This window comes from Actinomadura logoneensis (assembly GCF_003428695.1).
Lineage (GTDB): Bacteria > Actinomycetota > Actinomycetes > Streptosporangiales > Streptosporangiaceae > Spirillospora > Spirillospora logoneensis.
Genome location: NZ_QURH01000008.1, coordinates 1 through 13749, shown reverse-complemented (window position 1 = coordinate 13749; position 13749 = coordinate 1). Strand labels below are relative to the sequence as shown.

Sequence of the window (13749 nt, the reverse complement as noted above, 5' to 3'; positions counted from 1 at the left end):
CGCCGCGCGGCTACTGGGCCGGGAGGCGAGGTCAGGTCGCAGACCTCGAAGCTTGCGGACCGCTTGAGCAACCCGTTGGAGCGTGTCGGCGGGGCCGGAGGCAAGGGCCGAGGATTCTTGCTCAGGAGAATAGAGATCATTATGAACCCTGCCCTGATCAGCATATTTGAGCGATATTGGTTTCTGGGGCAGAGTGGGAGAGGCGACCGCCCCGCCAAGCGCGCCGCACACGGCCGCCACAAGATCGAAGCGCTCCTCTTGACCCGCTACAGAGGCGAGGACGGGCGTACCCGACGTGAGCCCGTCGAGTGCCCGCAGGCAACGGAAAGCGGAGAGGTGACAAGTGGTCACGATCGCATCCGTAAATCCCCCGGATGACTCCGGTGCCGCCAGGTCGGCGTCGTTCAAGTCCGACCATCGAGTGCCCGTCACCACCTATGTCCACACCGACCGAACACTGCGCGCAAAGATCATCGACGGTTGTGGCATGACGTGTACCTTTTGCCATAATGAAGGAACGCCGGTCGTAGCGGATAACCTGCGCACCGCTAACGGCTATGCTGCTCAGGGTGCCTCGGGACGGGTGTCCATCTACCTTGGTACGAACGGTGCGCGTTTCTTGCCCGCAACCGTGGTGCCTGACGCATACTTTGCATCAACGCTGACGCTCCTGCGCGATGCGTTGGATCTCAACGAGCTGCATCTCACTGGAGGTGAACCGACGCTGCACCCCCAGCTGGCTCAGATCGTGCAGATCGGCGTTCAGGGCGGTCTTCGAGTGTGTGTCACATCGAATGGCGAGCGGGGGGCCGCGGTATGGGAGAGCTGTGCTCGAGCTGGGCTCGACCGTGTCAACTTCAGTATCTTCGGAACCACCCCCGACGAGCTTGCCCAGGTTCAGCATTCCCGCTTCGCCAACATCCGCCGAGCTGAACGGAAGATCGCCGCACTGAAGGATTCGGTCACAGCAGCAGAGCGCGCTGGGATCCCGGCAAGCGCAAACATCGTTGTTCCGAACTATGCTCACGCTCCACGAGTACTGCGACTGCTGGAGGAATACTCGCCATGGCTCGACGTTCGGCTGCTGAATTCACTCGCAGACGGGGCCGAGTCGATTGAGGCCATCACCCGGATCCTCGCCGACCTCGGCGCCGTTGCCACTGCGCATCACCTCACCGCCGGCGTCTCTGGAAGTCGAACGGCCTATGAATTGCCGGACGGCCGCACGATATGGTTCAAGCAAATCCGGAGCGTCCGCTTGCCCGAGACGTGCTCAGGGTGCAGATTCAACAATGATAGCGACTGTCAAGAGGGCTTCTACGGTGTCCGGCTCTACCGCGACGCTCGTGGGGGATATCAGGTTGGTGTCTGCATTCAGCGCATGGATCTCTGCATGCCGGTCGCAGACTTCGTCCGGCATGATCTATGCAGGGAGGTCTTGGCTCTGCGCGATGCCGAGTACCGCCGGCTATCTAAAGACCGATTCTAGTGGAAGGACTTGATGTGCCCGCAGAATATGAGGTCAAGGTACTCGATATCGACCCGACCTCTGTGGCGAACCTGATTTGCTCCAAAGGTGGCCGACAGGTCAGTGCATCGAGGCTTCAACGTCGCTATGTCTACGACATCATCCCAGGTGATGAATCAAAATGGATCAGGCTTCGCGACAACGGCACGAAGGCCACCCTCGCCGTCAAAGAGATCTCCCACGACGGCATCGACGGCACGTACGAGGTCGAGGTCGGAATCGACGACCTCGAGGCGACGAACGAACTGCTCGGCTTTCTCGGATTCCAGCCAAAGGCATACCAGGAGAACCGTAGGACGAGCTTTGTCCTCGATGGCGCCCAACTGGAGATCGACGAGTGGCCCATGATTCCACCGTACCTGGAGATTGAAGCTGGCACTCCCGAAGAGGTACGACGTGTCGCCACCCTCCTTGGCTTTGAGGGTTCGCAGCTCACGAGTGAGAACACCACGAAGGTTTACAAGCGGTACGGCATCGAACTCGGTGAACATAAAATCGTCAGCTTCTCGCACGACGGCGCAAGCTGAGCCAGGCATTCTCAAAGAGCATTCAGCACGTCATCGCCCAGGTCGGCAGGGCAGGTGACTCGGCTCAGGTGTAGGAGTCGCCGAAGGCGCCCATGGCTTCACGGAACTCGGGCGAGCGGACTCGGTCGGCCACGTCCAGCAGGTCTTGTACGCCGGACGCCTCGATCCAGATGCGGCGTCCGTCCAGACGGCCGCCGAGGCCGAGCAGGGCCACCTACAGTGTCACGCCCATGTAGCCCTCAACGCGGTGAGGCTGGACGTCGAGGAGCCAGCCCGCCGTCACCGGGGATTCGGCCCTCGCCTCATGGGCGCGCCGCACACGGGCTTCCCCGTCCTCACAACTGTCAGGTTGCAGCATCCAGCCCAGATCCGCCCCCGCGCCGCTTCGCCGGAGCCGGACTCGCCGGGCGCACGATGGCCACCTCATGCCGGGACCTTGATCGGAGTGCTCGCGTCACGCATTGGCCTCACCCTCGGCACTGTCGGGCGGCGTCGGCCCCATGCGCCGAATCGCCTCGCTGACGATGTCCAGGTACTCGGTGTGTGCGAGCGCGGTGATGATCCGAATGCGCGCGGGAAAGTAGCCGAACGCCGCCAAGCGGCCAGTGAAAGCCGCTTTGACCTCCTCCCATGCCGCGTCCAGCGCGAGAAGGACGGGGAGTGTTTCCGCGTGTTCCAGGGCGTCCACCGCATCGGCGCTCGCAAGCGCGCAGATGAGTTCGCGCATGCGGTGCGACGGCCGTCCGTCCGCCCACGCGACATCCCACACACGCCCCCAGGCGCCGACGACCACAGGCACCAGAACGGCAGGGTCCGCGAAGCGGGTGGTCCGGTTCTTGTACGAGCCCCGGCCGCTCACCGCGCACCTCCCGTACTCAGCGTCCATGCGATCAGGCGAAGTACGTGGTGCGCGTCGGCCACAGGACCGAGGGACGTCCGTCCCGTCCACACGTAGCACCACGCGCCGTGCTGGTAGTCGACGTGGACCTTGATGGGCGGAACGCCGACGATCGAGAGCGACACGATGTCCCACTCGCGAGCTGCGCTCATTCCGTAGCGCGGGGCCGTGTTCACGAGAGCGTCGAGCGCCTGCGCCCGAGGATGGCGAGGACGGGAGACAGGTGACGTAGGCGGGGTTGCGGCTTCGGGCTGGACGGCCCGCGCGGCCCGTGCCGCGTGCCGTCCGCCGCGCCGCCGTGGTACGAGGCGCATACGAAGACCTCCGTAACGGATTGTGCGAAGTGGGTTACAGAGTGCGCGTCACGGAGGTAGCTTCGCCACAGGTCCCGGCTCATTCGGTCAAAGAAATAGATCTTGAATGGCGTCCCTCCAGCATGCCAATGGCCAGCAGAAACGTCCCCTCGATAAGCGCGATGAAGCTGTGCGGGATCTCGACGCCGCACACTCGCTCTGGGATCTCATAGCGGTGGAACTCGACCGGCAGATCTACGTACAGAGCACATCCAAAGCGGGCATGGCTCGCATTCTCGGATGTACGCCCGGCCACGTCACCCGGCTACTCAGGGGGACGCGCCGGTTGACTCCCGAGAATGCTGTGAAGCTCGATGACGCGTGGGAACTGCGCGGGCTGCTCTCGCATCTGGTCGCGCACGCCCTGGCGCGTCCGGAGGATGCTTGGCTTCCGTCGTTGGCCGCATATGAGAAGCGGGCACTGCGTATCCGCACGTGGGATCTCGGAACCATCTCCGGTCTCTGGCAAACCTCTGAGTACGCCGCTGCCTTGTTCGGCCAGGCATACAGCGCCGGCCTGCTCAAGGACGTGGACAAGGCGCTCACGAGCCGGATGGAGCGGCAGACGAACGTGTGGGGCCACGACGACCCACCACGTATCTCCGCGTTCATCTCCTGGATGGCGCTTGAGTCCTTTGTGGGAAGCCCTGAGATCATGCGCGGCCAGTTCGAGCATCTGTTGGACTTGGGTGGGCGTCCGGGCGTGAGCATCCGCGTGGTGGGGCGCGAGCCCGGGTGGCACATCGGGCATGACGGCGGCTGCCAGCTCATGACCGTCGGCGGCGGGGACGTGGCGTTCGCAGAGGCGACCGGGGCGGTCGGGAACATCTTCCTTGCTCCGCGCCGTGTGGAACACTACGCGCGTCGCCTCGAAACCATGGGGGACATAGCCTACGACGTATCGGCAACACGAGCCGTTATTGAGGAAGTGATGAACCGTTGCGGCTGACAGATGTGGAATGGCGCAAGGCTTCACGGTCAAGCTCGGACGGTGGGTCGTGTGTTGAGTGCGCTGACCTTGGACGCGTGGTGGGTTTTTCCGGGCGGGTCGGGGTGCGTGACAGCAAGGACCCGGGCGGTGCCACGTTCGCCGTCCCGAGGTCGGCGGTGCGAGACCTGCTGGGACGCATCAAGGCGGGCGAGCACGACCTGGCGTGACCCCTCGGTGGACGAGCCCCCGGAGATCTTCGGGGGCTCTTTGTGTCTCGGTAGGAGGTACTCGTCTGAACCCGGGGGCCTGTTTAGGAAACAGTCGAGCTTGTATGTTTCCGACCGGAACGGTTCGCCGCACCACCCTCCGGAGGACGGCATGGCGCGCAGCTTCAACCTGGCCGACCTGTTCGAGATCGTCGCCGCGGCGGTGCCCGGGAAGCTCGCGCTCGTCTCGGGTGAGCGGCGGCTGACGTACCGGGAGCTGGACGAACGCGCGAACCGGGTCGCCCACCACCTGGCGGCACAGGGTGTGGGGCCGGGTGACACCGTCTCGCTGCTCGCCTACAACCGCGCCGAGTGGCTGGAGGCGCAGATCGGCGCGTACAAGCTGCGCGCCGTCCCGGTGAACGTCAACTACCGGTACACCGCCGGCGAGCTGGCCTATGTGATCGGCGACTCGAACTCGGTGGCGCTGGTCGGCGAGCGGTCGCTGATCGCCCGGCTGGGCGCAGCTCGCGACGGGCTCGCGGATCTCCGGCACGTCCTGGTGGTCGAGGACGGCTCGGACGACGACGTCCCCGACGCGGTCGAGTACGAGAGCGCCCTCGCCGCCGCGTCGCCGGAGAACGATTTCGGCGAGCGGTCGCCCGACGACCTCTACCTGCTCTACACCGGCGGCACGACCGGGATGCCCAAGGGCGTGATGTGGCGGCACGAGGACATCTTCATGTCGGCCATGGGCGGCGGGAACGCGATGGGCGACCCCGTCCCGACGCCCGAGACGCTGGCGGAGAAGGTGCTGGACGGCGGCCTGAACACGATGGTCTGCGCGCCGCTGATGCACGGCGCGGGCATGTGGGTCGCCTGGGCCGCGCTCACCACCGGGTCCACGCTCGTCCTGTGGACGGGCCGGAGCTTCGACGCGGCGCAGGTGCTCGCCCTCGCCGCCGAGGAGCGGATCGTCACGCTGAACGCGGTCGGGGACGCCATGGCCCGGCCGCTGGTCGCCGAGCTGGAGGCGCGTCCCGGCCGGTACGACCTGTCCCACCTGCTGGTGATCGCGACGGGCGGCGCGGTGACGTCCCCGGACGTCAAGGCGCGGCTGCACGAGCTCGTCCCGTCCCTGCTCATGATCCTGGACGCGTTCGGCGGGTCGGAGACCGGCGCGTCGGGGCAGGCGGTCGCGCCGGCCGCGGACGGGCAGCCGCGGTTCGTGCCGCGCGGCGACGACACCGCCGTGCTGGACCACGCGCTGCGCCCCGTCGGGCCGGGGTCCGGCGAGATCGGGCAGCTCGCCCGCCGGGGCCGCATCCCGCTCGGCTACTGGAACGACGAGGCGAAGACCGCGAGGACGTTCGTCACCGACGACGAGGGGGTCCGCTGGGCGCTGCAGGGCGACATGGCGCGGATCGAGGCGGACGGCTCGGTGGTGCTGCTCGGCCGCGGCTCCCTGGTGGTCAACACCGGCGGCGAGAAGGTGTTCGTGGAGGAGGTCGAGGCGACGCTGAAGCGGCACCCGGCGGTGTACGACGCGCTGGTCGTCGGCGTCCCGGACGAGCGCCTCGGCAGCCGCGTCGCCGCCGCCGTCTCGCTCGCGCCGGGCGCGTCCGCGACGCCGGAGGAGCTGGTCGCGCACGCCCGCCGGACGCTCGCCGGGTACAAGGTGCCCCGCGACATCAGGATCGTGGACCGGGTGCGGCGCTCGCCCGCCGGGAAGGCCGACTACCGCTGGGCCAAGGGCCTCTACCAGTAAGGAACCCCCAATGACCGAGATGAACAAGGACAACCTGGGCGTGTGGAGCGCTCCGTTCGACTTCGCCGTCGAGCGCGAGCGGACGGTCGAGTACGCCGCCGCCACCAACGACGGCAACGCGCGCCACGTCAGCGGCGAGCTGGCGCCGCCGGTGTTCGCGATCGTCCCGGTGTTCCAGGGCATGATCGACCCGCTGTTCAAGGTCGTCCCGGACAGCCTGATCCCGTTCGTCGTGCACGGCGAGCAGGACATGGTGTTCCACCGGCCGATCGAGCCCGGCATGAAGCTGGTCTCGCGCGCGAAGGTCACCGGGTACTCGTCCAAGGGCTCGGGCACCACGGTGTCGCTGAGGCTGGAGACCCGCACCGACGGCGGCGACCTGGTCAACGAGCAGTGGATGGTGTCGTTCTTCCGCGGCTTCCAGGCGGGGGAGACGGTCGGCGAGCAGGCCCCCGCGCACCGCTTCCCCGAGGAGCTGCGGTCCGCCGCGCCGGTCGCCGAGGTCACCCAGCACGTGGACGACGACCAGACGTTCCGCTACTCGAAGGCGTCCGGCGACCCGATGCCGATCCACCTGGACGAGGAGTTCGCCAAGAGCGCGGGCCTGCCGGGGATCATCGCGCACGGCCTGTGCACGATGGCGTTCACGTCCCGCGCGGTGATCGAGTCGGTGGCGGACGGCGACCCGACCCGGTTGAAGCGCCTCGCGGTGCGCTTCTCCAAGCCCGTCCTGCCCGGTCAGGACGTCACGACCCGCATCTACGGCAGCGGCGCCGGGACGTACGTCTTCGAGACGACGTCCAGCTCCGGCGATGTCGTGATCAAGGACGGCCTGGCCGAGATCGCCTGATCTCCGCACTCCGGGGACGGTCTGTCGGACCGTCCCCGTACGCTCCTCCCCGTGGCGGAGATCATTGACTACGGGATGTTCGCGGAGCGGTTGAAGGCCGCGCCGAATCGCTGGGACGTGCTGCGCGAGTTCCACGAGGAGTGGGGCTACGCGGTGCAGCCCGGCGCGCCCCGGTGGGATCGCTGGACCGAGGACGAGCACAAGGCGTACGTCCGCGCGCTCCACGGCGGATCGGAGGACGACCGGTTGGAGGGCGTCGATCCCGCCCTTCCGATTCCCGCCGCGCTGGACGAGTGGTGGGAGTTGCCGTTCAACTCGTTCACGCATGACGCCCAGTACTACGAGACCAATCCGGTCTATCCGCCGACCGTGCGGCCCGACCCGTCCGGGTACGGCGCCGCCGGCTCGCTCCAGGTCGGCTCCGGCCTGGTCCCGCCGGACGCCGACCAGCGCGTCTGCGTGTTCATGGCGGAGAACCAGTACTGCAACGAGTGGGGTTACCTGGCGGCCGAGGCGCACGAGCCCGACCCGCGTGTCCTGGTCAGCGTGTCCGACGACGAGTGGGCGCTCCAGGCGCGGTCGATCTCGGAATTCTTCCTCCAGCTGGCCGTCCAGCGGCTGCCGCACAGGCTCGGGTGGTCGGTGGAGGTCGACGCCGACGACGTCATCGACGGCGACCTGGACGACCTGGTCGCCCGGATCGCGGAGCGGATGCCCGAACTCGGTTTCGAGCCGTGGGCCGAACTCCAGCAGGACGCGATCGTCTACGGCGGCCCGGACGTGCTGGTCTTCGTCCCGGACCGCGTGCAGTACTACATCAGCCTCGCCGGACGCACCCCGCAGGCCGTCGTCGCCCAGGGCGAACGCCTCGGACTCAAGCTCGAAGAGCACTACCTCTACGGGCCCGGCGAAGACTAGCGAGGCTTCGAGGTCCGGCGGAAAGGTTTGAGCCGTGCGGGACGCTGCTCCGCACGGCTCAAGTTCGGTGGGCACCCAGGGCGGCAGCGGCGCAGGGCACGCTTCCGCGGTTCCGGTGGGGTTATGGCGCGGTGGTCAGGCACTCCCGGGACGGCGCGGTCGCGTTGGCGGCGGCCGGAGCGGCGGCGGCCGGGCGGCGGTGCTCCAGCGCGACGCGCAGTTGCGCGCGGCCCCGGTGGATGCGGCTGCGGACGGTGCCGAGCTTCACGCCGAGCGAGGCCGCGATCTCCTCGTAGGTGAGGCCCTCGATGTCGCAGAGCACCACGGCCGCGCGGTACTCGGGCGCGAGCGAGTCGAGCGCGGCCTGGATGTCGGCGTCCAGGTGGCGGTCGTCGTAGGTCTGCGCGGGCGACGGCTCGCGGCCCTCGAGGCGCTCGTCGGCGTCCTCGGCGAGGGCGTCGAAGCGGATGCGCTGCTTGCGGCGCGCGCGGTCGAGGAACAGGTTCGTGGTGATGCGGTGGAGCCAGCCCTCGAACGTCCCCGGCGTGTAGGACGACAGGGACCGGAACACCCGGACGAACACATCCTGGGTGAGGTCCTCGGCGTCGTGCCGGTTCCCCGTCAGCCGGTACGCCAACCGGAACACCCGCGTGGAGTGCTGGTCGACGATCTCCTCCCATGTCGGAGGCGTCCACGCCATTGCGCCTGCGCTCACCGCTACCCCCGTCTGATACGTAATCGTTACGGCTCAGCATGCCCCTTCCCAGATAAGAGCGGTGTAAGAACGCGGATCCCTTGCGGGCCAGGGCCTCACGGCCTCCGCCGGCCCGGCCGCGCACCTACCGGAGAACCGGCCGTTGACCTGCGAATTCACCGCTCTCGGCAGAGGTCGGGGTAAGAGGTGACAGGAGTTCCTTTTGTGACCCATCTCATTAGACGGGGTGTCCACAGCTATTGAGCGGACGCCGGATCGCGGGCAATCATCGGGGGCACCCGGTACACCCCCACCCCGAGGACGTGTGGCCATGGCGCGGAGCTACAACCTGGCGGATCTCCTGGAAATCCTGGCCGAGGCGGGCCCGGACAGACCGGCGCTCGTGGCGGGCGACCAGCGCCGGACCTACGGGGAGCTGAACGAGCGGGCGAGCCGGGTCGGGCACCACCTGGACGCCGCCGGGGTGCGGCCGGGCGAGCACGTGGCGATCCTCGCCTACAACCGGGCCGAGTGGATCGAGACGATGCTCGGCGCCTTCAAGATCCGCGCCGTCCCGATCCCGGTGAACTACCGGTACGTCGCCGCCGAGCTGCACCACGTGCTGTCGGACTCCGACGCGGTCGCGCTGGTCGGCGAGCGGTCGCTGCTGGCCAAGGTCCGCGACATCCGCGGCGACCTGCCCCGGCTGCGGCACCTGGTCGTCCTGGAGGACGGCTCGGACGCCGAGATCCCCGGCGCGGTCGAGTACGAGAAGGCGCTCGGCGAGGTCTCCGGCGACGACGACTTCCCCGAGCGGTCCAGCGACGACCGCTACATCATGTACACCGGCGGGACGACCGGCTACCCCAAGGGCGTCGAGTGGCGCAGCGAGGACATCTTCTTCGGCGCCCTGGGCGGCGGCAACGTCCTCGGCGACCCGGTGACCAGCCCCGAGGCGCTCGCCGCGAACGCCGAGCAGCCGCCGATGGCGGTGCTCGACTGCGCGCCCGTCATGCACGGCGCGGGCCAGTGGGTGGCGTTCATGGGCCTGTTCAGCGGGGCGAAGGTCGTCCTCTACACCGACCACGCGTTCGACCCGGCCAAGGCGCTGCGGCTGCTCGCCGAGGAGCAGGCGAACGTGATGATGATCGTCGGGGACGTGATGGCCCGCCCGGTCGCCAAGGAGCTGGCGTCCGGCGACCACGACACCTCGTCGCTGTTCGCGATCGCGTCCGGGGGCGCGCCGCTCACCGAGGGCGCCAAGGACGAGCTGAAGCGGCACCTGCCGAACGTCGTCTTCCTCGACAACTACGGCGCGTCCGAGACCGGTGCGTGCGGGCCGTCGGTGGGCGGCAAGGAGGGCACCGCCCGGTTCATGATGAAGCCGGGGATCACCGTGCTGGACGACGACCTGAAGCCCGTCGGGCCCGGCCAGATCGGCAGGCTCGCGCGGTCCGGGCACATCCCGCTCGGGTACTACAACGACCCGCAGAAGACCGCGTCCACCTTCTTCACCGACGCCGACGGGGTGCGCTGGTCGGTGCCCGGCGACTTCGCCGAGCTGGAGGAGGACGGCACGATCGTGCTGCTCGGCCGCGGCTCGCTGATGATCAACACCGGGGGCGAGAAGGTGTACCCCGAGGAGGTCGAGGTCGCCCTCAAGGACCACCCGGACGTCTACGACGTCGTCGTGGTCGGCCTGCCCGACGAGCGGTTCGGGCAGCGCGTCGCGGCCGTCGTCGCGCCGCGCCCGGGCACGTCCCCGACGCTGGAGGACCTCGTCGGGCACTGCCGCGACCGGCTCGCCGGGTACAAGCTGCCGCGCGAGGTCCGGATCGTCCCCGAGGTGCAGCGGACGGCCGTCGGCAAGTCCGACTACAAGTGGGCGAGGTCGGTCTTCGCCGACGCCGCCTCGTAGCAGGAGTCGAACGCCGCGAGGACGGCGGGCCACGAGCACCGGACGGGCGAGGTGGCCCGGTTGTGCGCCGCGATCCGGCCCCGCAGGTCGGGGTCGGACGCGAGCCGCGCCAGCGCCGCCGCCAGCTCGCGCGGCGTCGTGCCGAGCAGCCCCTCGCGGCCCGAGGTGACGAAGTCGGCGACGCCGCCGCCCGCCCGTCCCACCACCGGAACCCCCGCGAGCCGCGCCTCCAGCGCCGCGAGCCCGAACGACTCGCGGGACGCCGGGGCGAGGAACACGTCCGCGCCCGCCAGCACCGTCCGCACCCGGGACCGGTCGAGCCGCCCGGTGAGCCGCACCCAGCCGGTCATCCCGTGCCGCCGCAGGTAGCGCTCCATCCGGCGGCGGGCCGGGCCGTCCCCGACGACCGTCGCGCGCAGCGGCGCCGACGCGGCGGCCTCGCGGAGCACGCGCAGCAGGTTCACCGGCTCCTTGCGCGGCGCGAGGCGTCCGACCGCGACCACGTGCGGCGTCCCGTCCGCCGCGATCGGCTCCAGGCCGGGGATCGCCGCGTCGTCGCAGGTGGACGGGGTGGCGGCCTCGGCGCTCCACGACGACAGGTCGATGCCGTTCGACACGACGCGGACGGGGAACCGGCCGGCCACCACCGCGCGGATCGGGCGCGCCGCCGCCTCGCTCACCGTCGTCACGACCAGCCCGCCGCCGTGCCGGCGCGCCCAGCCGGGGACGAGAGCCCGGTACACCGCGCGGCTCACCGGGCCCCACATGCTGTGGACGGTCAGCACGACGGGCGACCCCGCCATCCCCAGGCTGTGGACGGCGCGCCACGCGAACGGCGAGACGGCCCCGGCGTGCACGTGGACGACGTCCGGCTTCAGCTCCTCCAGCAGCGGGGCCAGCGACCGGCCGACCGGCAGCTCCCAGGGCAGCGGCGCGACCAGCCGGACCACCGGGAACGGCGGCTCCCCGGTCTCCCCGCCCAGCGCCGTCCCAGACGAGGCCGCGGTTCCAGGCGAACCCGTGGTGCCGGGCGAACCCGTGGTGCCGGGCGAACCCGCGAGGTCGGCCGGAGTCGTGAAGCCGGGCGGCGTCGCGAAGCCGGGCGGCGTCGCGGTGCCAGGGGAAGCGGCCGTCCCCGGCGATGCCGCGATGCCGGGGGAAGCCGCCGCTCCGCTCGATGCCGCCGTCCCTGGCGGGGGCGCGGAGCCCGGCGCGGAGCCCGGCGTGGACGGGTCGGAGGGGGCGCCGGGGGTGGCGGTGACGACGGTGACGTCGTGGCCCGCCGCGAGCTGGGCCCGCGCGAGCTCGTCCACCTGCACCTCGATGCCGCCGAGCCGGGGCGCGAAACAGTCGCTGACATGGAGAATCCGCACCCCACGACCGTGCGGGGGACACCTGCGGCGACCCTTCAACCGCGCGGGCGCATGGGGGAGCCTTGACCCGGAGCAGGGGCGCGCTTCACGCACGCCGGGAATCTAGATAGCCGTGCGACGAACCTGTGTCTTCTTCCATGCCCACCCGGACGACGAGGCGCTGCTCACGGCGGGCACCATGACCCGCCTGGCGGCCGAGGGACACCGCGTCGTCCTTGTCGTCGCCACGTCCGGGGAGCGCGGCCTGACCGCCGATCCACCGGCCGAGGCTCCGGACGGAGGCTCACGGGAGGGCACCGGGGCGCGCGCCGAGCAGGGCGTTCACGACGGAACGGCGCGGATGGCCCGGCTGGGCGAGATCCGGACGGCCGAACTGCACGCCTCAGCGCGGGCGCTCGGCTGCGAGCGGGTCGTTCTGCTTGGGTACGAGGACTCGGGGCTGGACGGCAGCGCGCCGGGCGGGTTCGCCCGCGCGCCGGTGCCGGAGGCCGCCGCCGAGTTGGCCGGGGTGCTCCGCCAGGAGGCCGCCGACCTGCTGGTCGTCTACGACCCGGCGGGCGGGTACGGACACCCCGACCATGTCCAGGTGCACCGGGTCGGTAGGGAGGCCGCGACGTTGGCCGGAACACCCGTCGTCCTCGAGGCGACCGTCGACAGGGACCTGCTGCTGCGCGTCCTGCGCCCGCTGGCGGCGCTGCGGCTGCTGCCGCGTTCGCTGGACGTCGCGTCGTTCGAGCGCGCCTACGCGTCCGCCGCCGAGATCACCCACCGGGTCCGGGTGCGCCGGTTCGCCGCCGCGAAGCGGACCGCGATGGCGGCGCACGCGTCCCAGGCGACCGGCGGCGACTCCGTGCGGACGCTCGCGGCGCTGCTGCGGCTGCCCTGGCCGGTTTTCCGCCGCGCGTTCGGCACCGAGTGGTTCGTCCGGCGCGACCTGCCGCCCGGGACCCGTCTCGGCCATCCCCTCGACGCCTGGCCCGCGCCCTCGGCCCGCCCCGTCGCCCTGTCGGGCTCCGTGCCCGGTCCGGCCACCGAAGCCACGCCGGGCTCGGCCGCCACCGCCACACCCGGCCCGTCCGCCGAGGCCATACCGGGCTCGGCCGCCGCCACGCCCGGCCCGGCCGCCGGTTCCGCATCCGGTCCGGTCTCCGGATCCGCGTCCGCCGCCGACGGTTCCGCGCTCACGGCGGAGTGTTGAGTCGGCCCGCGCGGGTCGTCCTGTCGGTGCTGTCGCTGGCGGGGGCGGTGGGGCTGCTGGCCGCGCTGCCCTACCTCGTCGGCGTGGACTGGACGGAGATCGGCCGCCAGCTCGGCCGGCTCGCCCTGTGGGAACTGGCCGGGCTCACCCTGCTCTGGCTCGCGGGGCTCTGGGCGTACACGTACGTGTTCACCGCGTCCCTGCCGGGCCTCGCGCACCGGCAGGCGCTCCTGATGAACGCGGTCGGCAGCGCGGTCAGCAACCTGCTGCCGTTCGGCGGCGCGGCGGGCCTCGCGGTCACCTTCGCGATGGCCCGCGGCTGGGGCCACCGCAACGCCTCGATCACGGTGTCCGCGCTGGTCACGGGCCTGTGGAACGTGCTGGCGCGGCTGCTGCTGCCCGCCGTCGGGATCGTGGCGCTGCTGGTCGCGGGCGAACTGCCGGACCGCCGGACGGCCGCGATGGCGCTGCTCGCCGCCGCCGTCATCCTCGGCATCCTCACCGTCCTCGTGCTCGCGCTGCGCTCGCCCCGCGCGGCGCGGGCCGTGGACCGGCGGCTGCGCGCCGTCGCCCGCCGCCTGCCCGGC

15 protein-coding genes are annotated in these 13749 nt (G+C 70.3%); 10 read left to right on the top strand and 5 right to left on the bottom strand.

Going from position 1 to position 13749, the window contains the following annotated elements; translation table 11 throughout:
* The first annotated feature begins 343 nt into the window (after positions 1-343).
* Together DZF91_RS00340 and DZF91_RS00335 are read left to right on the top strand one after the other, a co-directional pair.
* Positions 344-1489, top strand: coding sequence for a radical SAM protein (locus tag DZF91_RS00340; RefSeq protein WP_235833948.1), 1146 nt, complete (start codon positions 344-346; stop codon positions 1487-1489).
* 14 nt (positions 1490-1503) lie between these two features.
* Positions 1504-2055: a class IV adenylate cyclase gene (locus DZF91_RS00335; RefSeq protein ID WP_117355517.1), complete on the top strand. Its 552-nt coding sequence runs from the start codon at positions 1504-1506 to the stop codon at positions 2053-2055.
* 64 nt (positions 2056-2119) lie between these two features.
* Here DZF91_RS00335 and DZF91_RS39250 read toward each other — a convergent pair whose 3' ends face one another.
* From DZF91_RS39250 to DZF91_RS38670, 3 genes are all read right to left on the bottom strand, one after another.
* Positions 2120-2269 (bottom strand): hypothetical protein, encoded by a 150-nt coding sequence (locus DZF91_RS39250; RefSeq protein WP_158587814.1) that lies wholly within the window; start codon positions 2267-2269, stop codon positions 2120-2122.
* A 240-nt stretch (positions 2270-2509) separates the two neighbouring features.
* Positions 2510-2941: a hypothetical protein gene (locus tag DZF91_RS00330; RefSeq protein ID WP_117355516.1), complete on the bottom strand. Its 432-nt coding sequence runs from the start codon at positions 2939-2941 to the stop codon at positions 2510-2512.
* Positions 2911-3105 (bottom strand): hypothetical protein, encoded by a 195-nt coding sequence (locus DZF91_RS38670; RefSeq protein WP_147340914.1) that lies wholly within the window; start codon positions 3103-3105, stop codon positions 2911-2913. Before DZF91_RS38670 ends, DZF91_RS00330 begins: the two co-directional genes overlap by 31 nt.
* A gap of 268 nt (positions 3106-3373) precedes the next feature.
* On the opposite strand from DZF91_RS38670, the gene DZF91_RS00325 reads away from it, so the two are divergent.
* The 5 genes from DZF91_RS00325 to DZF91_RS00305 all read left to right on the top strand — a co-directional run bounded on the left by DZF91_RS00325 (position 3374) and on the right by DZF91_RS00305 (position 7979).
* Entirely contained in the window at positions 3374-4255 is an 882-nt protein-coding gene (locus DZF91_RS00325; protein ID WP_147340913.1) for a Scr1 family TA system antitoxin-like transcriptional regulator, read from the top strand.
* Between the two features lie 5 nt (positions 4256-4260).
* Complete coding sequence (locus tag DZF91_RS00320) at positions 4261-4464, top strand: DUF397 domain-containing protein (protein WP_235833947.1); 204 nt, start codon at positions 4261-4263, stop codon at positions 4462-4464.
* A 151-nt stretch (positions 4465-4615) separates the two neighbouring features.
* The gene (locus tag DZF91_RS00315) at positions 4616-6211 is read left to right on the top strand and encodes an acyl-CoA synthetase (protein WP_117355513.1); all 1596 of its coding nucleotides are present in this window, start codon (positions 4616-4618) and stop codon (positions 6209-6211) included.
* A 10-nt stretch (positions 6212-6221) separates the two neighbouring features.
* Positions 6222-7061, top strand: a complete 840-nt coding sequence (locus DZF91_RS00310; protein ID WP_117355512.1) for a MaoC/PaaZ C-terminal domain-containing protein — start codon at positions 6222-6224, stop codon at positions 7059-7061.
* A 51-nt stretch (positions 7062-7112) separates the two neighbouring features.
* Positions 7113-7979 (top strand): hypothetical protein, encoded by an 867-nt coding sequence (locus DZF91_RS00305; protein WP_117355511.1) that lies wholly within the window; start codon positions 7113-7115, stop codon positions 7977-7979.
* 121 nt (positions 7980-8100) lie between these two features.
* Here DZF91_RS00305 and sigE read toward each other — a convergent pair whose 3' ends face one another.
* Complete coding sequence (gene sigE / locus DZF91_RS00300; protein ID WP_117355510.1) at positions 8101-8679, bottom strand: RNA polymerase sigma factor SigE; 579 nt, start codon at positions 8677-8679, stop codon at positions 8101-8103.
* Between the two features lie 325 nt (positions 8680-9004).
* Between sigE and DZF91_RS00295 the strand changes: the two genes are divergently transcribed.
* Positions 9005-10591 (top strand): acyl-CoA synthetase, encoded by a 1587-nt coding sequence (locus DZF91_RS00295; protein WP_117355509.1) that lies wholly within the window; start codon positions 9005-9007, stop codon positions 10589-10591.
* Here the strand turns inward: DZF91_RS00295 and DZF91_RS00290 are convergent.
* Positions 10549-11964, bottom strand: coding sequence for a glycosyltransferase family 4 protein (locus DZF91_RS00290; RefSeq protein ID WP_117355508.1), 1416 nt, complete (start codon positions 11962-11964; stop codon positions 10549-10551). The two genes, DZF91_RS00295 and DZF91_RS00290, sit on opposite strands and share 43 nt — an antisense overlap.
* Positions 11965-12076: 112 nt before the next feature.
* Here DZF91_RS00290 and DZF91_RS00285 point away from each other — a divergent pair, with 112 nt between their 5' ends.
* Together DZF91_RS00285 and DZF91_RS00280 are read left to right on the top strand one after the other, a co-directional pair.
* On the top strand, positions 12077-13162 hold the full coding sequence (locus DZF91_RS00285; protein WP_117355507.1) for a PIG-L deacetylase family protein: 1086 nt from the start codon (positions 12077-12079) through the stop codon (positions 13160-13162).
* The coding region (locus DZF91_RS00280) for a lysylphosphatidylglycerol synthase domain-containing protein (RefSeq protein ID WP_199486309.1) at positions 13159-13749 on the top strand (591 nt) is incomplete at its 3' end. The genes DZF91_RS00285 and DZF91_RS00280, both read left to right, overlap by 4 nt.